Genomic DNA, 21135 nt, shown 5'->3' with positions numbered 1-21135 from the left:
GCCTCTCCGGGCCCCGGGCTCAGGTCCCGCAGTCGAGGCTGCAGCTGTCGGCCGTGTAGCCGGACCCCTTGCGCTCGCCCACCTGGCACACGCCATCACCGCAGGTGTGCACGTCCTCGGTGCGGATGCGGGTGGTGATCATCTTGTACGTCTTCTCCTTGTACGTGCACTCGGCGTAGTACTTGTCCCCGGGCGCCAGCACGCAGTGGTCACTGCACTGACCGATGCGCTGGATTTGAGGGCAGGCCGGGTGGCTCTCTCCGCCCAGTCCCGTCAGCCCGCACGGCCGCGGCGTGCTCTGGGTCGGGTCCAGGGAGCCCCGGTCATTGCCCGCGAAGAGCCCCGGGTTGAGCGTGGTGAAGACGTTGCCGAAGAAGCACGACTCGTTCTGGGCGAACGTCGTCAGCTCCTCCTCCGTGTAGGGGATGGGCGTGCCCTGGGCGTCTTCTCCGAGCACGGAGATGGGGACGTGCAGCTTGTAGTTGTTGACGTGGGCCGCCAGGCACGCGGAGACGAGCTGCTGCTCGACCTCGGTGGCCGGCTTCCCGCCCGACCATTCCGGCGCCAGGCCCAGGCCTCCCACCCACGTGTACGCCATGCCCGTGGCCGGGTTCTCGAAGTGCCGCGTCTCGCCCAGCGGCACCGCGCAGAGCACCATGTAGCTCATCAGCGCGGAATGGCCCTCGATATTGGCATTGAACCACTTGGCGAAGTCCTCGGTCGACAGGCCATTGAGCGACAGGCCATTGAGCGACAGACCATTGAGCGACAGGCCATTCAACGACAGACCATTCAACGACAGGCCGTTTCCCTCCCGCTGCGCTCGCGACTGCGTTTCCATGTTCGCCGCCGTCTCTTGGAGAGACGGCTCGACTCCACACCCCACGGCACCGCCCACGGACAGTGCCGACATCAGACTCCAGACCACCATGTTCAACCCCGCCCCACGCCCGGACATCTCGCTCCACAGACCCTTGAAAGACGTGAAACCCATGGCGCTACCTCCGGCTCTCGGCCACCTGGGTCTCACCAGGGCCGTGAACACAGAATGCGGATGCGCGGCCTTCCCTGCATCCACGGGAACTCAAGAAAAGCCCTAGCGGTGTGAGGCCAGACATCCGACGCGTGGGGCGTTGGACGTTCCCATGGCGGCTCGTTGAGTGTTGAACGTGTCTGATCACACCGCCACACGTCTCCCGACAGGTCTTGTCTGGAAAAGCGAAGGCACCTTCTCCATCGAGGAAAAGGCCTACCTTGGGCGTATCAGTAGTATCAGTGGAAGCCGCGCGCGCGCTCGCAGGCGCCCGCCAAAGCGAGCAACGCGGCCGCGGTGGCGTGTGCATCTCCAAGCCCGCCGCGAGCGTCCTGCCGCTCGATGAGCAAAGACAGAAGCGACGCATGCGCGCCTCCGCCAGACTCCTCCACACATTGCAGGCAGAAGACCACTTCCGCCGCCAGATCCACGAGTCCCTGCTCCCGCACCCAGGGTGCGGCCGCGAGCAATTCCTCTGTCCATGCCACCGCGTCGGGTGAGCGCACGGGGATTCGCAGGTAACGGCTATCGAGCAGGTAGAGGTGCGTGAGCCAATAGAGATCCGCGACGCGGGACACGTCTCGGTATGCGCGCTCCGGAATGGAGAGACGCACGTCGATTCCACACGCCGCGACCATCTCACCCAGTAGCCACGCATATAACCCCTGCCCCTCGCCGCCCGCGCGCTCCAGGTAGGCACGCAGGGACGAGGGCGCCAGGGGCGCGGTGGAAAAACCTCGCTCGCGCCGCACGAACCAGGCATCAATCCGAGCCATGGCTTCCTCCGGCGCCAATCCCACGGGGAGTGAGAGGGATATCTCCGCGAGTGCGGCCCCCGCTGTCTGCAATGTGGGTTCCAATCCCCAACGAGAGAAGACGCGGGGCGCGTGGCCCTCCAGCATGTGCAAGGTCAACGCGCGCAGCGCCCGCGACACGTCATCCGTCCCCGCCGTCGACGCGAGGAAGGCCTCGAGCGCACGCTCCGCCTCCGCGACTGGCGGGGGGGGCGCCAGCGCGGGGGGTCCCGGCAGGTGGAAGAGCGCCAGCGCGTCCCGGGAGAACGAGGCATCTCCCGGCCCGCCGGCCACCGCGTGGGTGAGGACGGAGGCGGCGGCCGCCGAGGCGCGCAGGGCCCGTGTGTAGCGCTCCCGGAAGGTGGCGCCCTCCACCTCCACCCGGTACGGCCCCGCGCGACGGGCACCGGTGCGCGCGGCCAGCCCGGCCTGGTGCTGGCTCTTGAAGGTGAGGACGAGCGGCGCCTCCGGGACGGGCTCCAACGGCCGGGCCGGGCGCGCGGCGGCGAGCCGCAACTGCGCGCACACCGCCTCGGAGGGGCGCGAGCGGGCCTCGGTGAGGGACAGGGCCGTCTTCGTGCACACCCCGCTCACGCGGCCCCCCAGGCTGTCGCACAGCACGTCATCGCCCGAGACGAGCAGCCCGGGCACGCCCACCTCCGCCGCCAGCCCCAGCACCAGGTCCGTCTCCGACAACGCCCGGCCCGCGCACGTCCAGTGTCCCAGTAAATCCACCGTGTGGGCGCCAAAGCCCCCGCTGCCCGCCGCCGCGTGCATGCCCACGCAGGCCACCGCCTGGACGTCCGCGAAGAGCGGGGCCGCGTAGGCATCCTCCGCGAGGAAGTGGAGCTCCACCGCTGGGTGCAGCGCCTCGGTCAGCAGATTCGCCCCGCCCGAGCCGGACAGGTGGCTGTCGCTCACGCGCACGTGCTCGAAGCCCGCGGCGAGCAGCCCCTCCACCAGGGCGTTGACCTCCGCGGTCACCCGCTCCCGGGCCCGCGAGTACCCGGGTGCCCCGGCGATGACCGCGCCGAGGGCGTCCACGCCGGCCACGCCCTCGAGGTCCACGATGATCAGCGCCCTGGCCATGGCCGCGCAGAATGCCGTGTCGCGCGGCGCGGCGGCAGTGACCTGGGGTCCAGGTGACTTCTGTTCGAGGCCATGCTCGGACGCAGTCTCCCGGCGGGGAGAGCGTTCCCCTGGGCCCCCTCGCCCGGCCGCCGCTTGCGAAACCCCGTCTCCACTCCCAATTTCACGATTCCGATACGGTCACACGGGTTGGTCCCGAGGAAATCCCCACGCCTGGAATATCGCGTCGGCTGAACTGGCATCTCCCGGGGAGAGGGTCGTGAGTGAGCGGGAACAGAGGCCCATCGGCGGCGGCGAGATGGGCGCGCTCATCCGCGCCATGGACTGGAGCCAGACGCCCCTGGGTCCCGTCGAGGGCTGGTCCGCCGCCCTGTGCACGTCCTTGAGCACGGTGCTCGCCTCCCCCACGCCCATGGCCTTGTACTGGGGACCCCACTACGTCCACCTCTACAACGACGCCTATTGCCCGCTCCTGGGCACCAAGCACCCCGCGGCCATGGGGCTGCTCGCGCGCGACATGCTCCAGGAGATACGGGACATCGTCGAGCCCATGCTCGAGACCGTCCACCACTCGATGCGCCCGTATTCCGTCGAGGATCAGCCCCTTCTCTTGGAGCGCCGGGGTTTCAGGGAGGAGTGCTTCTTCACCTGGTCCTTCATTCCCACGCGCGATGAGCACGGCCGGTACGCGGGCATCGTGGCCATCGGGAGCGAGACGACCCACCAGGTCCTCGGCACCCGGCGCTTCCAGGTCATCCGCGAGCTGTCCATCCGCGCCGCGCGCGAGAGCACCCAGGAAGGCGTCTTCCGCGCGGTGGAGCAGGTGCTCGCCGAGAGCCGTGCCGACGTGCCCTTCGCGCTGCTCTACCGGGTGGAGGGGGAGCGGGCCCGGCGCGTCGTCCGGATGGGGCTGGAGGACTCGGCGTCCGCGGCCCCGCTGGAGCTGACGCTGGACGACCGCGCGCCCTGGCCCCTGCGCGAGGTGGTGGGCTCGGGCCAGGAGCTGCTCATCAAGCCCTGGGATTCACGCCCCGGGCCGAGCCGCGCCCTGCTGCTGCCCATGGCACTGGACACGGATGGCATCCCCAACGCCGTGCTCGGGGTGGGACTGAATCCCCGGCTGCGCTTGGACGAGGACTACCGGGACTTCCTGCGGCTGCTCTCCCGCCAGGTGGCGGCGGACGCGGCGCGGGCCCGGGCCTCCGAGGAGGAGCGGCGGCGCGGCGAACGGCTCGCGGAGCTGGACCGGGCCAAGACGGCCTTCTTCAGCAACATCAGCCATGAATTCCGCACGCCCCTCACCCTGATGCTGGGCCCGCTGGAGGACATGCTCTCCAACCGGGAGAAGCCGCTGCCGGACGCCCTGCGCGAGAGCCTGGCGCTCGTGCACCGCAATGGCCTGCGCCTCTTCAAGCTCGTCAACAACCTGCTCGGCTTCGCCCGGATGGAGGCGGGCCGGGCGACGCTGACCTATCAGGCCACGGATCTCGCGTCCTTCACCGCGGAGCTGGTGAGCCACTTCGACTCGGCCATCCAGCGCGCGGGGCTCCGGTTGAGCGTGGACCTGTCCGCGCTGTCCGAGCCGGTCTGGGTGGACCGGGAGGCCTGGGAGAAGGTCGTCTTCAACCTGCTGTCCAACGCGCTCAAGTACACCTTCGAGGGGAGCATCGCGGTGGCCCTGCGCCAGGAGGGCGCCGAGGCCGTGCTGAGCGTGCGGGACACCGGCACGGGCATCGCCGCGCAAGCCCTGCCCCACATCTTCGAGCGCTTCCACCGGGTGGAGGGCACGCACGCGCGCGGCCACGAGGGCAGCGGCATCGGGTTGTTCCTGGTGCGGGAGCTGGCCCGGCTGCACGGCGGAAGCGTCTCCGTGCGGAGCGAGGTGGGCGAGGGCAGCACCTTCACCGTGCGCCTGCCCTTCGGCTCCGCCCACCTGCCCCAGGAGCAGGTGTTCGCGGCGGTGCCCTTCCAGGAGACGGCCTCGCGCGCCGCGCCCTACCTGGAAGAGGCGAGAGGCTGGCTCGGCGAGCGGACGCCGGGGGTCCTCCGGGAAGCGTCCTCCACGGCCCCCCGCGGGCCCCGCGTGCTGGTGGTGGACGACAACGCGGACATGCGCGCCTACCTCACGGGCATCCTGACGCCCTTCTTCGAGGTGCGCGCCGTGAGGGACGGCCTCCAGGCGCTGGAGGAGGCCCGGGCGCGTCCACCGGATCTCATCCTCTCGGACGTGATGATGCCGCGGCTGGGGGGCTTCGACCTCCTGCGCGAGGTGCGAGCGACCCCCGCCCTCCGGGCCGTGCCCTTCATCCTGCTGTCCGCGCGCGCGGGCCAGGAAGCCTCCGTGGAGGGACTGGAAGCCGGAGCGGACGACTACCTGGTCAAACCCTTCGGCGCGCGGGAATTGCTGGCGCGGGTGCGCGCCCACCTGGACCTGGCCCACCTGCGGCACGAGGCCACCCTGGCCGAGGCCCGCGAGTCGAGCCTGCGCGAGGCCGTGCACGCCCGCGACGACTTCCTGTCCGTGGCGAGCCACGAACTCAAGACGCCCCTGGCGGCCCTGCGGCTGCAACTCGAGGCGCTCGAGCGCCTGTTGCCCCCCGAGGTGCGCGCGCGCATGGCCGCGCGTTTCGTCTCGGTGCGCCGGCAGATTCAGCGGCTGACGAACCTCATCGAGACGATGATGGACGTGTCGCTGGTGGCCGCGGGCAAGCTGCGGGTGAAACCCCAGCCGGTGGACCTGGCGGTGCTCGTGGCGGACGGCGTGGCGCAGGTGCGCGAGGAGCTGGCCCGGAGTGGCTGTGCCCTGTCGTTCCAGTCCGAGGCGAGCCTGCCCGGCCACCTGGACGCGATGCGCATGGGGCAACTGGTGCGCAACCTGTTGTCGAACGCGCTCCGCTACGGCCCCGGCAAGCCGGTGGAGGTGCGACTGTTCCGGCGGGAGGGACGGGCACGGCTGGAGGTGGTGGACCACGGAATGGGCGTGAAGCCCGAGGACCGCGCGCGCATCTTCAACCGCTTCGAGCGCGCGGTGTCCGCGCGCCACTACGGGGGACTGGGCCTGGGGCTCTGGGTCTCCCGGCAGGTGGTGGAGGCGCACGGGGGAAGCATCACCGTGACGGACACGCCCGGAGGGGGCGCGACCCTCACGGTGGAACTGCCCCTGCACGCCTCCGCGTGAGGCGGGCAGGCGCGGGCCGCTACCGCGTGCCGAAGAGCCGGTCGCCCGCGTCGCCCAGGCCCGGCAGGATGTAGCCGTGCTCGTCGAGCTTCTCGTCCACGGCGGCGGTGATGACGTGCACGTCCGGGTGGTGCTCGCGCAGGTTCGCCAGACCCTCGGGACACGCCAAGAGACACACGAAGCGCAGACTTCCCGGCTTGCTGCGCTTGATGCGGTTGAGCGCCGCCACCGCCGAATTGCCCGTCGCGAGCATGGGGTCGCACACGATGACGTCGCGATCCGCCAGCTGGTTGGGCACCTTGTAGTAGTACTCCACCGCCATGAGCGTCTTGGGATCGCGGTACAGGCCGATGTGGCCCACGCGCGCGCTCGGCACCAGTTGCAGCATGCCGTCGAGAATCCCCTGACCCGCGCGGAGGATGGCCACCAGCACCAGCTTCTTGCCCTCGAGCACCGGCGCGTCCATCTTCGCCAGCGGCGTCTCGATGGGCTCGTCCGTGAGCTTCAGGTCCCGCGTCGCCTCATAGCCAAGCAGCAGGGAAATCTCCTGCAGCAGCGCGCGGAACTCGGCGGTGCTCGTGTCCTTGCGCCGCATCTGCGTCAGCTTGTGCTTCACCAGTGGGTGGTCCACCACGGTGCAATTGTCCGAGTACTTCATGATGCCCTCTCCATCGTGTCTCGGTTGAACCTCAGAACACCGTCCCGTCACTCTCGATCCGGATGGGCGGCGGGCCCCCCGGGCGCTTCTGCGCGGCGATCTTCCGTCCCGCGCTCCAGGTGCCTCCCTGCAGCACCTTGGCCAGGGGCAGCTGCTCGGCCGTCATGCCCAGCCGCTCGCGGACACTCTTGCCCACCTCGTCCAGGAGCGCCACCGTCAGCGCCCGCCATTCGACGATGGGCTCCGCGCCCGGAGCGAACGCCTCCTGGAGCAGCCGCGCCTCGCGGGGAACCAGGACGCCCGCGTCCACGAACAGGCCGCCGTTGCGGTACTCGGGCAGTCCCGTGAGCGCGTCCAGCGCCGTCACCCGGAGGCCGCCTTCCTCCAACGGCTCCAGCAGCGAGTACGTCAGCCACTGCGACAACTTGTGGAAGGGCACCAGCGAGTCCGGGTGATCCCCCGCGCCCAGCGCCGAGTGCGGCCAGACATCGCCCAGGTTCACCCCGTCCAGGGTGACGCGTCCCGGCCAGATGGGGCCCAGGGACTCGAGCACCTGGGACAGCACCTCCGTCGCCGTCACCCGCGCGCCCCTCGCGGCGAGCAGGTCATACAGCGCACCCGGCCTCGGCAGCACCCGGCCCAACCCCTGCAACAGGGCGAGCCGGCCCTCCAGGCCCGCGAGCGGATTGTCCGCCGTCACCTGGAAGCCCCGGGCCAGCGCCTCGAGGCTCAAGCGCCGCAGGCCCTCGGCGTCCGCCTGGAGCGGCTGCTTGGGATCCGAGGAGAACGCCCCCGAGAGGAACATGTGGAAGCTGGCCACGGCCAGGCCCTCGGAGCGCGCGTAGGTGCCGCCCCCGGGCTCCACGTACTTCCAGGACGGACCGCTGCCCGCGTCCAGGAGCACGCTGGTGATGACCAGGTCCAACTTCGCCCGGGCGCGCTCGGCATGGGGCAGCGCGGCGAGCCGGGCCTCCAGCTGCGCGTTGCGCCGCACGCCGCCCACGTCGAAGTGGCCCCAGCGGCTGTGCACCGGAATGTCCAGCGAGGGGTAGGACTCGCGCGTGACGTCCAGCACGAAGTCCGCCACGCCGGGCAGCCGGGACATGTCCACCTGGAAGTGCGCGAGCCGGCCGGCGAGCCCCAGCTCCAACAGCGCCCGGCAGCGCTCGCGGATGGCGCGAGGGCTGCGCAGGAACGCGACCGTGGCCGAGGGGGTGAGGGTCTCAGGCATCGAGTGCCCTGCCCTTCACCTCCTGCAGCTCCGTCTGGGACGCCACCTTGCCCGTGGTGAAGTAGCCGGCGGCCTTCTTCGCCTCCATCTCCACCTTGGCGTCGGCGGGGATGAGGCCCTCGGGGATCGGCACGCGCTCGAGGATCTCGATGCCCGACTTGACGATGGCGTCGTGCTTCATGTCGCTCATGGACACGAAGCGGTGGATGCGGGTGATGCCCAGCCAGTGCAGGGCGTCCGGCATCAGCTCCTGGAAGCGCATGTCCTGCACGCCCGCCACGCACTCGGTGCGGTGGAAGTAGGTGGCCGCCGAGTCCCCGCCCTCCTGGCGCTTGCGCGCGTTGTACACGAGGAACTTCGTCACCTCGCCGAGCGCCCGGCCTTCCTTGCGCGAGTAGGCGATGACGCCCGCGCCGCCCTCCTGCGCCGTCTGGATGCAGACCTCGATGCCGTGCGTGAGGTAGGGCCGGCAGGTGCAGATGTCGCTGCCGAACACGTCCGAGCCGTTACATTCGTCGTGCACGCGCACCGCGAGCGGGATGTCCGGGTTGGGAATGGTGTCCATGTCCCCGAAGAAGTAGAGCGTCTGACCGCCGATGGGCGGCAGGAAGACGTCCAGGTCCGAGCGGGTGATGAGCTCGGGGAACATGCCGCCCGTCTGCTCGAAGAGGCCGCGGCGCAGCGCCGCCTCCGTGAGGCCGAAGCGCCGGGCGATGCCGGGCAGGTACCACACGGGCTCGAGCGCGGCCTTCACCACGGACACGTCGCCATTGGCGCAGAGAATCTTGCCGTCCGGCTTGAGCCGGCCCGCGGCGATGGCATCGCGCAGCTCGGGCATGTTGATGTGCGCCCGGGTGATGGCGATGGTCGGCCGGATGTCCATGCCCTGCTGCACATAGGAGGAGAAGACCTGCGGCGCCACCGCGCCCCACGGGTCCAGGGACACGATGCGATCCGCCTCGCCCCAGGACTTGTGGGGACCGATGAGGGCGGCGGGCGCCGTGTTGGTGAGGTCCGCCCGGTGGTCCTGGGTGAGCTGGCCCGCGGCCACGGCGATGGCGCGGTAGATGGCGTACGAGCCCGAGTGTGTGCCGACGACGTTGCGGTGGCCGGGCTCCGTCAGCGTGGCGACGACGGGGCCACGGCGCATGGGGTCGGACTCTCCCCAACGAATGGGGAGCACCTGGGCATCGCTGTCCGGGTGGGAGGTGAGACGGATGTGATTGGTGCTCTTCTTGTCGGGCATGACGCCCTCCTTGGAATCTCGAAAGCGCGTCAGCTCATCCAGCTGCCGTCGGTCCTGCTGCTCCACTTGCGGGTGACCTTCTTGAGGTCCGTCCAGAACCCGAGGCTCGCGACGCCGGTGATGTCGCCGTGGCCGAACTTGGACTCGCCCGTGCCCCCGAAGGAGAAGGGCTCGCGCGGCACGGGCACGCCCACGTTGACGCCCACCATGCCCACGCGCGCGCCCTCGACCACCGCCTGCGCCACCGCGCCATTGGTGGTGAAGATGGAGGCCGCGTTGCCATAGGGCGAGGCGTTCTCCACCTCCAGCGCGGCCGACAGCGTGGGCACGCGCACGATGGACAGCACCGGGCCGAACAGCTCGCGCTGCGCCGCCTCCATGTCCGGGCGCACGCCGTCGAGCACCGTGGGGCCCAGCCAGTGGCCATTCGCCCAGCGCTCGCCCGCGGGCTTCTTGCCCCGTCCATCCAGCGCCACCCGCGCGCCCGCCTTCTGGGCCGCGTCGATGGCCGCCTCCAGCCGCGTGCGGCTCGCCTGGTCGATGAGCGCGCCCATGCCCGCCCCGCACTCCAGCCGCGAGGCCCGCTCGAGCACCTGGTCGACGATGTGCTGCACGTCCCCCACCGCGAGCATCACGCTGGCGGCCATGCAGCGCTGGCCCGCGCACCCGGTGAAGGAGTCCACCACGGCCTGCGTGGTGAGGCCCACGTCCGCGTCGGGCACGACGATGAGGTGGTTCTTCGCCCCGCCGAGCGCCAGCACGCGCTTGCCCCGCGCGCTGCCCTCCGCGTACACGCGCCGCGCCACCGCGGACGAGCCCACGAAGCCCACCGCGCGCACCTCCGGATGCGCCACGAGCGCCTCCACCGCCTCGCGTCCGCCGTGCACCACGGAGAAGACGCCGGGAGGAAGACCCGCCTCCACCAGCAGCTCGCCCAGGGCGCACGCCGTCAGCGGCACCTTCTCCGAGGGCTTGAGGATGAAGGCGTTGCCCACCGTGAGCGCGGTGGGAATCATCCACAGGGGCACCATGGCGGGGAAGTTGAACGGGGTGATGCCCGCCACCACGCCCAGCGGCTCGCGGCGGAACTCGCAGCTCACGCCCCGGCTCACCTCCAGCGCGCCTCCCGTGTCCAGGTTCTGCAGGGACAGGGCGAAGTCACACACCTCCAGGCCCTTGAGCAGACCCGCGCGCGCCTCCGCCACCGTCTTGCCGGCCTCGCTCGCGGCCAGGTGCGACAGCCGCTCCAGGTGGGACTCCAGCAGCGCGCGGAAGCGGGCCATGAGCGTGGTGCGCTCGCGCAGGGGCATGGCGCGCCAGCCCACCGACGCCGCCCGCGCGGCCTCCACCGCCTGGGCCACGCCCGCCTCGGACGTCATGGGCACGTGGCCGATGACCTCTCCCGTATACGGGCTGCGCACCTCGAGCCGCTGCACATCCCGGGGCAACACCCACTCACCTCCCACGAGGTTGCGGCAGGCAATGGGGCTCTCGGGCAATCGAACGAAGGACACGCACTCCCCCACGGTGAAACGACGACGTCTGATGGAAAGCCTAACAGGAGGGCCGGACAAACCCACAATCCGGGGGGATCGCGGGGCAAACCTGGACGGTATGCTACCGGACACGCACGACCCCTGTCAGGGGGCCTCGGAATCCACTCCTTCGCACTCTCACCCGCCCTCCAGGCGGGCTTGACTCGGCGCCAGGAATCGCTTCACCCCAACACGGGCGTGAGCAGCGTGCCGGTGCCGACGAAGCGCTCGAGGTTGGCGAGCACCAGGTCCGCCATCGCCTGACGGGTCTCCTGGGTTCCACTGGCCAGGTGCGGCAGCAGCACGACGGTGTCCAGGGACAGCAGGGCGGAAGGAACGTGGGGTTCGTGCTCGAACACGTCCAGCGCGGCTCCGGCGATGCGCTGGTGGACGAGCGCCTCCACCAACGCGGCCTCCTCCACCACCGAGCCCCGGGACACGTTGACGAGGAAGCCCCGGGGGCCGAGCTCGGCGAGGACGCCGGCGTCCACCCGGTGCCGGGTCTCCGCGCCGCCAGCGCAGGACACCACCAGGAAGTCGGCCCAGCGCGCCAGGGCGCTCAGGGAAGGCTCGTAGCGGTAGGGCGCCAGGTCCGAGGGACGGCGGTTGCAGTAGCGCACCTCCATGTCGAAGCCCGAGGCCCGCCGGGCGATGGCCCCGCCAATGCGCCCCAGTCCCAGGATGCCGAGCTTCCTGCCACTCACGCGCGTGGTGAGGGGAAAGGGCCCTCGCGACCAGTCGCCCCGGCGCACGAAGCGATCCGCGGCGGACAACCCGCGCGCCACGTCGAGCAGGGCGCCAAAGGCCAGGTCCGCCACGCAGTCCGTCAGGACGCCGGGCGTGTTGCTGACGGCGATGCCGCGCCGCCGGGCCGCCTCCAGGTCGATGGCGTCATGGCCGATGCCGAAGGTGGCGATGACCTTGAGCCCGGGCAGCGCGTCGATCAACGCCGCGTCCGCGCCCAGGCGCGCCGAGGTGACCAGGCCGGAGAATTCGCTCCCATGCCGCGCGAGGAAGGCGGAGGGGTCCGCCTCCCGCCACAGCGGATGGGTATCGAACTTCTCCGTCAGCACGGACTCCAGGGCGGGGAGCAGACGTCCATTCTGCAGGAGCCGGAAGGTCATGCGGCTCTTGATAGCGGAAGTCGCCGGGCCGCGCAGGCCCGCGCCTCCGGGAGTTCACCACCGCACCGGCAGCGACTCGAAGCCCCGTGCGTGCAGCCCCGGTCTCTTGAGCCGCGAGGCCCGCTCCTCGTCCAGCCGCGCGCCAGGCAACTCCTCCAGCACGACCTCGATCAGCGCCTTCAACGTGTGCTTCACCAGACCGGCGTCCAACCGGTAGTGCAGCCCGAAGCCCAGGCTCAGGTGCTTCTGCCGGGCGCTGTCCCGGTCGAGGTCGAAGCACTCCGGCTCGGAGAACACCGAGGCGTCGCGGTTGGCGGAGGAGAGACAGAGGAGCACGGGCTCGCCCTTGCGCAGGGTCTTGCCGCGCAGCGAGAAGGTCTCCAGGACGGTGCGCTGCAGGACGGGCACCGCGGGGCTCAGCCGCAGCACCTCCTCCACCGCTCCGCGCACCCGCGAGGGGTCCGCCTGGAGCCGCTGGAACCGGGCGGGGTGGATCCACAGCTCGTGCAGCCCATTGCCCAGCTGGTCCGCGAAGGAGGACAGGCCCGAGAGCAGCAACAAGGCGATGTGGGACACCCGCTGTTCGGGGCTCACCGCCCCCGGCGGCTGGACCTGGAGCATGCGGCTGAGCAGATCCTCCCCGGGCGTCCGGCGGCGCTCGGCGAGGAGCGGCCCGAGGTAGTCGAGGAACTCGCGGGTGGCCAGCAGGGCGTGGCGGGCCAGCGTGCCCCCGTCCAGATCCGCGGCGGGCGCCTGGACATCCGCGATGGCGCGCGCCCAGGCGAGGAAGCCCTCGCGATCCCGCTCGGGAATGCCCAGCACCTCGGCGAGGACGAGCGCGGGCAGGATGCACGTCAGGGCACGTACCGCGTCCATGCGGCCCTGGTCTCGCACCCGCGTCACCAGGTGCCTCGCCAGGCGCGTGATGGCCGGACGCCAGGCGTCGAGCGCCTCGGGGGAAAAGCCCGGAGCGGCCTGCCGACGCAGGCACATCAGCTCCCGCCCATCCTCCGACCGCGGCGACACGCTCTTGCGGAAGGCCTGGAGCAATTCCTCTCCAGGGCCCTGGAGCGGCGCTTCATGGAAGTCCACCCGGCACGTCCCCAGGCGGCTGTCTCGCAAGCAGCCCGTCACGTCCTCATGGCCCAGGACGATCCAGGCCCTCAGCGCCTCGGACCAACGCAGGGACTCGGACTCCGCGGTCTCCGGGCACCGCATCCTCGGCTCGAGCGGGAGACCGGCGTTGGAGGTGAGAACGCTGAGATGGAGCCTGCGAGCCGCGCTCGACATGTCTTTCCTCTTTCTCAAGTAAGGTGAATTTCGCTAAATTCACGACCTATTCAGGCCTTGCCTGTCTGTGGCGGTTTGCATTGCAGACCCCGGGCCAGGGTTGCCCGCTCGTGGGAAACGCACTCAGAGTGAAAAAGGAAGACCCTGGGCGGACGCCGTCCGGGAAGAACCGTCCGCTCGCGGACACTGACCTCCGGCAACCTGTTCCTCGGGCCGAGTAGGGGAGGACCCAGGGGGTCTCACCAAACCCTTACGGTGCGCTCCAGGTGAAGGACATGTCAGGTAGTCCGCATTCCGCCCCGCCTTTCGTCCGGCTTGCCTCCGCGGGGGGAGATGTGCAGGACAGTGTTCGCGCGCGCCCGGGAGGGTGTACTCCAGGGCGAGTCCGGGGAGGTGAATCCGTACCCTGCCCCGCGAGACACTCGGGAAGGAGCCCGGCGGACACCCGGCGCCGGAGGGGGTGTCAGGGGGGCGGGTCATCATCCCGGGCGCTGCTGGCTCCATCGGGCTGGCTCCGCCCCCATGCGCCACCATGCCCCATTATCGCCTGTCTCATGACGATGCCGTCGCGTGGCTCCGCGCCCTGCCCGAGGCCTCGGCGGATCTCGTCATCACGGATCCCGCCTACGAATCGCTCGAGAAACACCGGGCGGTGGGCACCACCACGCGGCTCAAGCGGGGCAAGGGCTCGAGCAACGCCTGGTTCCCCATCTTCCCCAACGCGCGCTTCCCGGAGCTGTTCCAGGCGCTGTGGCGGGTGCTCAAGCGCGACTCCCACTTCTATTTGTTCTGCGACGCCGAGACGATGTTCATCGCCCGGCCGCTCGCGGAGGCCGTGGGCTTCCGCTTCTGGAAGCCGCTCATCTGGGACAAGCAGCACATTGGAATGGGCTACCACTACCGGGCCCGCTACGAGTGCATCCTCTTCTTCGAGAAGGGCCGGCGGCGCCTGAGCGATCTCGGGGTGGCGGACGTGCTGAGCGTGCCGCGCGTGCACCGGGGCTACCCGACGGAGAAGCCCGTGGAGTTGAGCGAGGTGCTCATCCGGCAGAGCAGCGCGCCGGGCGGCACGGTGGTGGATCCCTTCATGGGCTCGGGCTCGGTGGGCGTGGCGGCGGCGCGGCTCGGCCGGGACTTCCTGGGCACGGACATCTGCCCGGAGGCCCGGGTGCTCACCGAGACCCGCCTGCGCGCGGAAGGCGCCCAGCCCGGCGAGGCGCCCCCGCGCTACGACTTGTTCCGGGCCTGGGGTGCTTGAGCGCCGACGAGGGACACCAGCACGGCGAACAGCTCCATGGGCTCCACGGGCTTGGGCACGTGGCTGTTGAAGCCCGCCAGGAGCGCGCGCGTGCGATCCTCCGCCCGCGCGAAGGCGGTGAGGGCCACCGCGGGGATGCGGCCCCCGGAGCGCTCGGGCAGCGCGCGCACGCCCCGGATGAGCGCGTAGCCATCCTCCCCGGGCATTCCGATGTCGGACAACAGCAGGTCCGGGGACAGGCGCACGAGCAGCTCCAGGCCCTCCTTCGCGGAGGACGCCAGGGAGACGCGCACCCGGCGGGACGTCAGGAGGGCGCGAAGCATCTCGCGGGTGTCCTCCTCGTCCTCCACCACGAGCACGTGCAGGCCCTCGAGCTCGGGAGGACTCGTGGAGGCCAGGGGCTGCGCCCGCGTGGGAATGGGCGGGGGGGTGTTGCCCTTGCGGGCCACGACGGCCAGCGGCAGTCGCACCGAGAAGAGGGCCCCCTTGCCGTCTCCCTCGCTTTCCACCCCCACCGTGCCGCCGTGCATCTCCACGAGGTGGCGCACGATGGACAGGCCCAGTCCCAGGCCTCCATATCTGCGCGTGCTGCCGCCCTCCGCCTGGCGGAAGCGCTCGAAGACGTGCGGCAGGAACTCCGGGGAGATGCCCTGGCCGGTGTCCTGGACGAAGAGGGTCATGAAGGTGCCGTCGCGCTCCAGCCAGATGTCCACGGCGCCTTCCGGAGGGGTGAACTTCACCGCGTTGGACAGGAGGTTCCACACCACCTGCTGCAACCGGTGGGAGTCCCCCATCACCCGCACCGTGGAGTCGAGCGCGCCGCGCAACGGGATGGAGCGGGCCTGGGCGGCCGGGCGCACCGTCTCGAGCGCCTGCTCCACCACGGAGGACACGTCCACCAGCTCCATGTCCAGCTTGAGCTTGCCCGCGAGGATGCGGCTCACGTCGAGCAGGTCCTCGATGAGCTGGGCCTGGGCGCGCGCGTTGCGCTCCACCGTCTCCAGGGCGCGCGCGCGCTTCTCCAGGGGAAGGGTGCCCGCGCGCAGGAGCCCCACCCAGCCGAGCATCGCCGTGAGGGGCGTGCGCAGCTCGTGGCTCACCGTGGCGAGGAATTCATCCTTGAGCCGGTTGGCCTCCTCGGCGGTGGTGCGCGCGGCCTTCTCGCGCTCGAACAGGCGCGCCGTCTCCTCCTGCGCGCGCATGCGCTCCACGCCCAGGGCGATGCTGTCCGCGGCATGCCGCAGCACCTCGCTGGCTCCCGAGGCCGGCTCTCCGCGCGTCACCAGCGCCACCACCCCCACGCACTTGTCGGCCACGAGCAACGGATGGCCCAGGAAGGCCGACAGCCCCTCGACCCGCGCCCACTCCAGGTCCTCCGCGCGGGACGAGCCCTCCGACAACGGCACCAGCAGCGGCTCGCGCGTCCGGGCGACGCGCCCCACCGAGTGCTCGCCCAGGCGCACGCGGCCCAGCGGCCCCTCCACGTGGGCGTAGAGCCCCGCGCTCGCCTCCGGCACCAGCGTGTCCCCGCCCTCCGCCAGGAGCCACACCCGGGCGAAGGCCACGTCCAGGTGGCGCACCAGGGCCTCGGTGCATCGCCGCAGCATGTCCCCGCGGTCACTGCCGCGCGTCAGGGCCAGGCCCACGCTCGCCATCAACTGGCCGAAGCGGGCCTGACGCGCCAGCACCTCCTGGGCCTCCGTGTGCGCGGAGATGTCCTGGATGGCGCCCACCATGCGCACCGGCTTGCCCGCCGCGTCGTAGGAGACATGGCCCCGGTCCACCACGGGCGTATAGCCCCCGTCCTTGCGGCGGAAGCGGTACTGGTCCTGCCAGCGCGGGGCGCCACTGTCGATGACGGAGTGGATGCCGCACACCACGCGCTCGCGGTCCTCCGGGTGCAGGGCGTCGTACCACCACGTGATGTCGCCGCCGACGTCCGCCCGCGCGTAGCCGAAGAGGGTGAGCACGGCGTCGTTCCAGGTCATCCGCTGGGTGACCAGGTCCCAGTCCCAGATGGCATCCGAGGTGGCCAGCGTGGCCAGGCGGTAGCGCTCCTCGGACTCGCGCAGGGCGCGCTCGGCCCGGGTGCGCTCGGCGTCGACATGGGCCTCGCGCAGGGCGCGCTGGATGCAGGGCACCAGGCGCTCGAGCCGGTCCTTCAGGACGTAGTCGGTGGCGCCGCGCTTGAGCAGCTCGATGGCGGTGTCCTCGCCCAGGGCGCCCGAGACGAAGAGGAAGGGCGTCTCGGGACAGGCGAGGCGCGCCGAGGCGAGCGCCGCGCCTCCCCCGAAGCCGGGGACGTTGTAATCACAGAGGATGACATCGAAGCGCTGGCGCCCGAGCGCCGAGGTGAACCCCTCCCGGGTGTCCACCCGCTCCAGCACCGCGCGCAAGCCCTCCTCCTTCAGACGCGCCTGGATCAACTCGGCGTCCAGAGGGCTGTCCTCCAGCAGCAGCATGCGGAGCACACCCGGACCCACGGCGCCCATCATCCGCCGTCCTTGGGCACGGTGCCGGGAGGGGGCTGGTTGAGGATGGCCCAGAACAGGCCCAGCTCCTTGAGGGCCGAGGAGAAGGCGGAGAACCCCACGGGCTTCACGACATAGGCGTTGACCCCCAGGGCGTAGGCACGCGCCAGGTCCGGCTCCTCCCGGGACGAGGTCAGCATCACCACGGGAATCTGCTTGAGCTCCGGGTCCCCCTTGAGTTGCGCGAGCACCTCGAGGCCGTTCAACTTGGGCAGCTTCAGGTCCAGCAGCACCACGGCCGGGTGGCCGCCGAAGCGCCCGGCGTAGGGACCGCGGCGATAGAGGTAGTCGAGCGCCTGCTGCCCATCGGACACCACGTCCACCTCGTTGGCGAGGTTCGTCTCCTCGAGGGCCGCGAGCGTGAGCTGCACGTCGTTGTCACTGTCCTCGACGAGGAGGATTCGCTTGAGGTCACTCATGGGGGGACGCTCCGACACGAGCATGGGGGAGGGAGAAATGGAAGCAGGCACCCTGGTCCACGGCGCCCTCGGCCCAGACGTGGCCACCATGGCGGGCGATGATCCGCCGCACGTTCGCCAGGCCGATGCCCGTGCCCTCGAATTGCGCGGCGGCGTGCAGCCGCTGGAAGACGCCGAAGAGCTTGTCCGCGTACTTCATCTCGAAGCCCACTCCGTTGTCGCGCACGTGCACCCGCACCTCTTCTGGTGACGCCTCGGCGGAAATCTCGATAAGGGCCTCGGCGCGGGGCCGCGTGTACTTCAGCGCGTTGGACAGCAGGTTCTTCAAGGCCATGCGCAGGAGCGAGGCGTCCGCCTGCACCGGCGGCAGGGCCATCACCCGCCAGTGGATGTCTCGCCCCTCCGCCTCGGGAGCGAGGTCGGCGCGGACCTCGTCCACCAGCCGTGCCAGGTCCACCGTGGCGCGCTTGAGCTCCGCGCGGCCCAGGCGGCTGAACGCGAGCAGGTCATCCACGAGCTGGCCGCCCTTGCGCGCCGCTTCCGCGATGACGTCCACGTAGTGCTGGGACTTGTCGTCGAGGGTGCCGCGGGTGCGCTTGGCGAGCAGCTCGGCGAACCCCAGGATGTGGCGCAGGGGCGCGCGCAGGTCATGGCTCACCGAGTAGCTGAAGCTCTCCAGCTCCCGGTTGGACTCCTGGAGCTGGGCGGTGCGCTCGCGGACCTTGCGCTCCAGCTCCGCGTTGAGCCCGGCGCGCATCCGGGCGATCTCCAACCGGGCCCCCACCCGCGCGAGCAGCTCGCGCGCGGAGAAGGGCTTGACCAGGTAGTCATCGGCGCCCGCGCCCAGGCCGTCCACCTGGGCCTCTTCCCCCGCCCGGGCCGACAACAGGATGACGGGCACCATCCGGGTGCGCGCGTCCGCCTTGAGCGCGCGCAAGAGGCCGAAGCCATCCAACCGGGGCATCATCACGTCGGTGAGCACGAGCTCCGGCGGCTCGCGCAGCACGGCGTCCAGCGCGGCCTGTCCATCCGCCACCGCCTCCACCCGCCAGAACGCGCCCAGCAACCGGGCGACGTACTCGCGCATGTCCGCGTTGTCGTCCGCGAGCACGATGCGCGCCCCCGCGGTGGGATGGACGCTCGCGCGCACGGGCTCGGACTCCGTGGCCGAGCCGCGCCCCCAGCGCAGCGCCTCCTCCATATAGGCCTCGGCGCCCGAGGCCGTCGACACGCGCGTCCGGGACACGCCGAGCCTGTCCGAGGGCAGATGCGCGCTGCCGGTGGGCAGGGACAGGAAGAAGGCCGTCCCCTCGCCCACGTGGCTCTCCACGCGCACCGTGCCGCCATGCAGCGCCACCAGCTCGCGCACCAGGGCCAGGCCGATGCCACTGCCCTCGTGGGTTCGCGACCGGGCGTCCTGCACGCGGTGGAAGCGCTCGAAGATCCTCGGCAGCTCCTCGGGAGGAATGCCCGTGCCGGTGTCGCGCACGGTGAGCTCCACGCGCGAGTCCCCGCCGCGCAGCGTGACGGAGATCTCCCCCGCGAACGTGAACTTGAGCGCGTTGGAGAGCAGATTGAGGACGATCTTCTCCCACATGTCCCGGTCCACGTAGACGGGCTGGGCCAGGGGCTCGCAGTCCACGCGCAGACGCAGGCCGGCGCGCTCCACCGCGGAGCGGAACGTGCTGGCCAGCTCCCGCGTCAGCGCCGCCAGGTCCGTGGGCGCGAAGGAGGCCTCGATGCGGCCCGCCTCGATGCGGCTGAAGTCCAGGAGCGTGTTGACGAGCTTGAGCAGGCGCAGCCCGTTGCGGTGCACCCGCTCCAGCTCGGCGCCGTGGAGCGCGGGCTCCGTCGCCGCGAGCGCGTCCTCGATGGGGCCGAGCATGAGCGTGAGGGGCGTGCGGAACTCGTGGCTCACATTGGAGAAGAAGGCCGTCTTGGCCCGATCCAGCTCGGCGAGCGCCTCGGCCCGCTGGCGCTCCTCCTCGAACGCCGCCGCCACGGACATGACCCGGGACACGTGCGCCGCCGCGCGCTCGGCGAACTGCCGGTACTCCTCGTCCAGCGCCCGGCGCGGGCTCAAACCCATGACGAGGAACCCCGAAGCCAGCTCCCCCGTGCCCACCAGGAAGGGCACCACCAACGCCGAGTTCGAGGGCTCCGGCCAGGGGCCTCCCGGCGGCGCGAAGCCCAGCCGCTCCGACAGCCCCGACACCTGCTCCACCCGTCCCGACAGACGGACTTCCGCCAGCGGCCAGGGCGACGGCGCCCCCACCTCCAACGAGAGGACGGAGGGAAGGGAGGGACCTCCGGGCGCGAACCCCGACGAGGCGGTGAGCCGCGCGCCGCCCTCCTTCTCATCGACGAGGTAGAGGGCGCAGAAGGGCACGTCCAGGGGCGCCGCGCCCAGGGAGCTCGCGGTCAGCAGACACGCCTCCCGGGCCGTGCGCGCCACGGCCGTGCGCTCCGCCAGCTCGCGCAACACCTGGGTGCGCCGCGCGTTGATGACACGGTAGGTCGTCTCCAGGACGGCGTTGAAGACGCCCTCCACCCGGCCGCCCTCTCCCCGGATGGGGCTCAAGGTGAAGTTGAAGTAGCACTCCTCCGTGTACCCATGGCGGTGCATGAGCAGGAGGCTGTCCTCCTCATACGTGGCCGCTCCGGTCTCCATCACCCGTGCGAACGAGCGCCGCAGCCCGTCCCAGATCTCCGGCCACACTTCCTCACCGGGGCGGCCAAGCGCCCACGGGTGCTTACCTCCCGCGATGGGGATGTAGCCGTCGTTGTAGAACAGCACGAGGTCCGCCCCCCAATAGATGCCGATGGGGAAGCCAGAACCCAGGCAGATGCTGAGCGCCGAGCGCAGGCTCTGAGGCCAGGAGTCCACGGGCCCGAGGGACGTGGCTGCCCAGTCCATGCCGCGCAACAGAGCGCCGACCTCCCCTCCCCCCATCAGCACCTCTCTCACGGACTCGAGACGCTCGGAGGGCGCGGCGCTCGCTGGCTTCTTCATCGCGGAATCCTCACTGGGATGACCCTAGCGCGGAATACCCCACACCTCTCCAACCTCCCAGCGCGCTCCCAACGATTCCACGGAGAGCCCTGGCCTGGGCGAGCGCCAGGATGGCCGCCCACCCGTCGGAAGGGATGGGCAGCCCCTCAGGTCCCCGCGACGAGCGCGGTGGAGCGCGGCCTGCGGGCGCGGCGCTCCTGCCGGCGGGCGTGCTGACGGGACACCATGCCGTAGGTGATGCGATAGCCGAGCCACGCGATGGGCACCCCCAGAAGGATGGAGCCCAGCACGAGGCTGAGAATCACCGTCATCGCCTCCGGTCCGGAGAGCGTGGACAGTTCCAACGACACCGAGCCCTGCACCGCCGTGCGCGGAGGAGCAACGGGCAAAAGCCACTGCGCCACCGGGCGGCCCACGAGGTAGCACAGCCCATAGAGCGGCGCGGCGGTGAGCGGATTGGTGAGCCACACGCCCGCGGCGGTGGCGACGCGCGACAGGTGCAGGTGCGCGAGCCGGCGCAACAGTTCAGCGACGAGCAGCGCCAGGGGCAGTTGCAGCCCCAGGATGGGCAGCAGCGCGACGAACAGTCCAAGCGCCATCCCGCCGGCGATTTCCGACGGGGCCCCCGCGCCCCGCATCAGCCGCACCCGGGCCCGGCGCAGCTTCCTCTTCACGTGCTTCCACCACGACAACACGGTCCACCACTTTTCTTCGCGCCGAACGGCGTCGACGTTGG

14 protein-coding genes are annotated in these 21135 nt (G+C 70.9%); 2 read left to right on the top strand and 12 right to left on the bottom strand.

What is annotated here, in order from left to right:
* Positions 1-19 precede the first annotated feature (19 nt).
* Together MEBOL_RS19880 and MEBOL_RS19875 are read right to left on the bottom strand one after the other, a co-directional pair.
* Complete coding sequence (locus tag MEBOL_RS19880; protein WP_095978918.1) at positions 20-994, bottom strand: hypothetical protein; 975 nt, start codon at positions 992-994, stop codon at positions 20-22.
* A 278-nt stretch (positions 995-1272) separates the two neighbouring features.
* Positions 1273-2916 carry a M55 family metallopeptidase gene (locus MEBOL_RS19875; protein ID WP_095978917.1) on the bottom strand — a complete coding sequence of 548 codons (1644 nt, stop codon included), beginning with the start codon at positions 2914-2916 and terminating at the stop codon, positions 1273-1275.
* Between the two features lie 259 nt (positions 2917-3175).
* On the opposite strand from MEBOL_RS19875, the gene MEBOL_RS19870 reads away from it, so the two are divergent.
* Entirely contained in the window at positions 3176-6094 is a 2919-nt protein-coding gene (locus MEBOL_RS19870; RefSeq protein ID WP_245919925.1) for a hybrid sensor histidine kinase/response regulator, read from the top strand.
* Positions 6095-6113: 19 nt separating this feature from the next.
* Here the strand turns inward: MEBOL_RS19870 and upp are convergent, their stop codons facing one another.
* The 6 genes from upp to MEBOL_RS19840 form a co-directional block, all read right to left on the bottom strand.
* Positions 6114-6752 (bottom strand): uracil phosphoribosyltransferase, encoded by a 639-nt coding sequence (upp, locus tag MEBOL_RS19865; protein ID WP_095978916.1) that lies wholly within the window; start codon positions 6750-6752, stop codon positions 6114-6116.
* Positions 6753-6783: 31 nt separating this feature from the next.
* The gene (locus MEBOL_RS19860; RefSeq protein WP_095978915.1) at positions 6784-7983 is read right to left on the bottom strand and encodes a URC4/urg3 family protein; all 1200 of its coding nucleotides are present in this window, start codon (positions 7981-7983) and stop codon (positions 6784-6786) included.
* Positions 7976-9229, bottom strand: coding sequence for a GTP cyclohydrolase II (locus MEBOL_RS19855; RefSeq protein WP_095978914.1), 1254 nt, complete (start codon positions 9227-9229; stop codon positions 7976-7978). Before MEBOL_RS19855 ends, MEBOL_RS19860 begins: the two co-directional genes overlap by 8 nt.
* A 29-nt stretch (positions 9230-9258) precedes the next feature.
* Positions 9259-10743: a CoA-acylating methylmalonate-semialdehyde dehydrogenase gene (gene mmsA, locus MEBOL_RS19850; RefSeq protein WP_095978913.1), complete on the bottom strand. Its 1485-nt coding sequence runs from the start codon at positions 10741-10743 to the stop codon at positions 9259-9261.
* A gap of 203 nt (positions 10744-10946) precedes the next feature.
* Positions 10947-11888 carry a 2-hydroxyacid dehydrogenase gene (locus MEBOL_RS19845; RefSeq protein ID WP_095978912.1) on the bottom strand — a complete coding sequence of 314 codons (942 nt, stop codon included), beginning with the start codon at positions 11886-11888 and terminating at the stop codon, positions 10947-10949.
* Between the two features lie 54 nt (positions 11889-11942).
* Positions 11943-13178, bottom strand: coding sequence for a cytochrome P450 (locus tag MEBOL_RS19840; protein ID WP_095978911.1), 1236 nt, complete (start codon positions 13176-13178; stop codon positions 11943-11945).
* A gap of 532 nt (positions 13179-13710) precedes the next feature.
* Between MEBOL_RS19840 and MEBOL_RS19835 the strand changes: the two genes are divergently transcribed.
* Positions 13711-14436: a DNA-methyltransferase gene (locus tag MEBOL_RS19835; RefSeq protein ID WP_095978910.1), complete on the top strand. Its 726-nt coding sequence runs from the start codon at positions 13711-13713 to the stop codon at positions 14434-14436.
* Here MEBOL_RS19835 and MEBOL_RS41910 read toward each other — a convergent pair.
* The 4 genes from MEBOL_RS41910 to MEBOL_RS19805 all read right to left on the bottom strand — a co-directional run bounded on the left by MEBOL_RS41910 (position 14406) and on the right by MEBOL_RS19805 (position 21073).
* On the bottom strand, positions 14406-16931 hold the full coding sequence (locus MEBOL_RS41910; RefSeq protein WP_170115551.1) for a hybrid sensor histidine kinase/response regulator: 2526 nt from the start codon (positions 16929-16931) through the stop codon (positions 14406-14408). The two genes, MEBOL_RS19835 and MEBOL_RS41910, sit on opposite strands and share 31 nt — an antisense overlap.
* Positions 16928-17386, bottom strand: a complete 459-nt coding sequence (locus MEBOL_RS19815) for a response regulator (protein ID WP_095982880.1) — start codon at positions 17384-17386, stop codon at positions 16928-16930. The genes MEBOL_RS41910 and MEBOL_RS19815 overlap by 4 nt, the downstream gene beginning before the upstream one ends.
* A complete protein-coding gene (locus tag MEBOL_RS19810; protein ID WP_095978909.1) occupies positions 17379-20399 on the bottom strand; it encodes an ATP-binding protein in 3021 nt (1006 codons plus the stop codon). Before MEBOL_RS19810 ends, MEBOL_RS19815 begins: the two co-directional genes overlap by 8 nt.
* Positions 20400-20545: 146 nt before the next feature.
* Positions 20546-21073, bottom strand: a complete 528-nt coding sequence (locus tag MEBOL_RS19805; RefSeq protein WP_095978908.1) for a DUF2062 domain-containing protein — start codon at positions 21071-21073, stop codon at positions 20546-20548.
* Positions 21074-21135: the final 62 nt, after the last annotated feature.

It is taken from the genome of Melittangium boletus DSM 14713 (assembly GCF_002305855.1).
Classification (GTDB): domain Bacteria; phylum Myxococcota; class Myxococcia; order Myxococcales; family Myxococcaceae; genus Cystobacter; species Cystobacter boletus.
The sequence above is the reverse complement of the archived record's forward strand: the minus strand, read 5'-3'. Positions and strand labels throughout refer to the sequence as shown.

Coding starts and splice junctions, on each gene's coding strand:
- MEBOL_RS19860 (WP_095978915.1), bottom strand. CDS start 7,983: ATGCCTGAGACCCTCACCCCCTCGGCCACGGTCGCGTTCCTGCGCAGC.
- MEBOL_RS41910 (WP_170115551.1), bottom strand. CDS start 16,931: ATGATGGGCGCCGTGGGTCCGGGTGTGCTCCGCATGCTGCTGCTGGAG.
- MEBOL_RS19855 (WP_095978914.1), bottom strand. CDS start 9,229: ATGCCCGACAAGAAGAGCACCAATCACATCCGTCTCACCTCCCACCCG.
- MEBOL_RS19810 (WP_095978909.1), bottom strand. CDS start 20,399: ATGAAGAAGCCAGCGAGCGCCGCGCCCTCCGAGCGTCTCGAGTCCGTG.
- MEBOL_RS19815 (WP_095982880.1), bottom strand. CDS start 17,386: ATGAGTGACCTCAAGCGAATCCTCCTCGTCGAGGACAGTGACAACGAC.
- upp (WP_095978916.1), bottom strand. CDS start 6,752: ATGAAGTACTCGGACAATTGCACCGTGGTGGACCACCCACTGGTGAAG.
- MEBOL_RS19875 (WP_095978917.1), bottom strand. CDS start 2,916: ATGGCCAGGGCGCTGATCATCGTGGACCTCGAGGGCGTGGCCGGCGTG.
- MEBOL_RS19845 (WP_095978912.1), bottom strand. CDS start 11,888: ATGACCTTCCGGCTCCTGCAGAATGGACGTCTGCTCCCCGCCCTGGAG.
- MEBOL_RS19835 (WP_095978910.1), top strand. CDS start 13,711: ATGCCCCATTATCGCCTGTCTCATGACGATGCCGTCGCGTGGCTCCGC.
- MEBOL_RS19880 (WP_095978918.1), bottom strand. CDS start 994: ATGGGTTTCACGTCTTTCAAGGGTCTGTGGAGCGAGATGTCCGGGCGT.
- MEBOL_RS19840 (WP_095978911.1), bottom strand. CDS start 13,178: ATGTCGAGCGCGGCTCGCAGGCTCCATCTCAGCGTTCTCACCTCCAAC.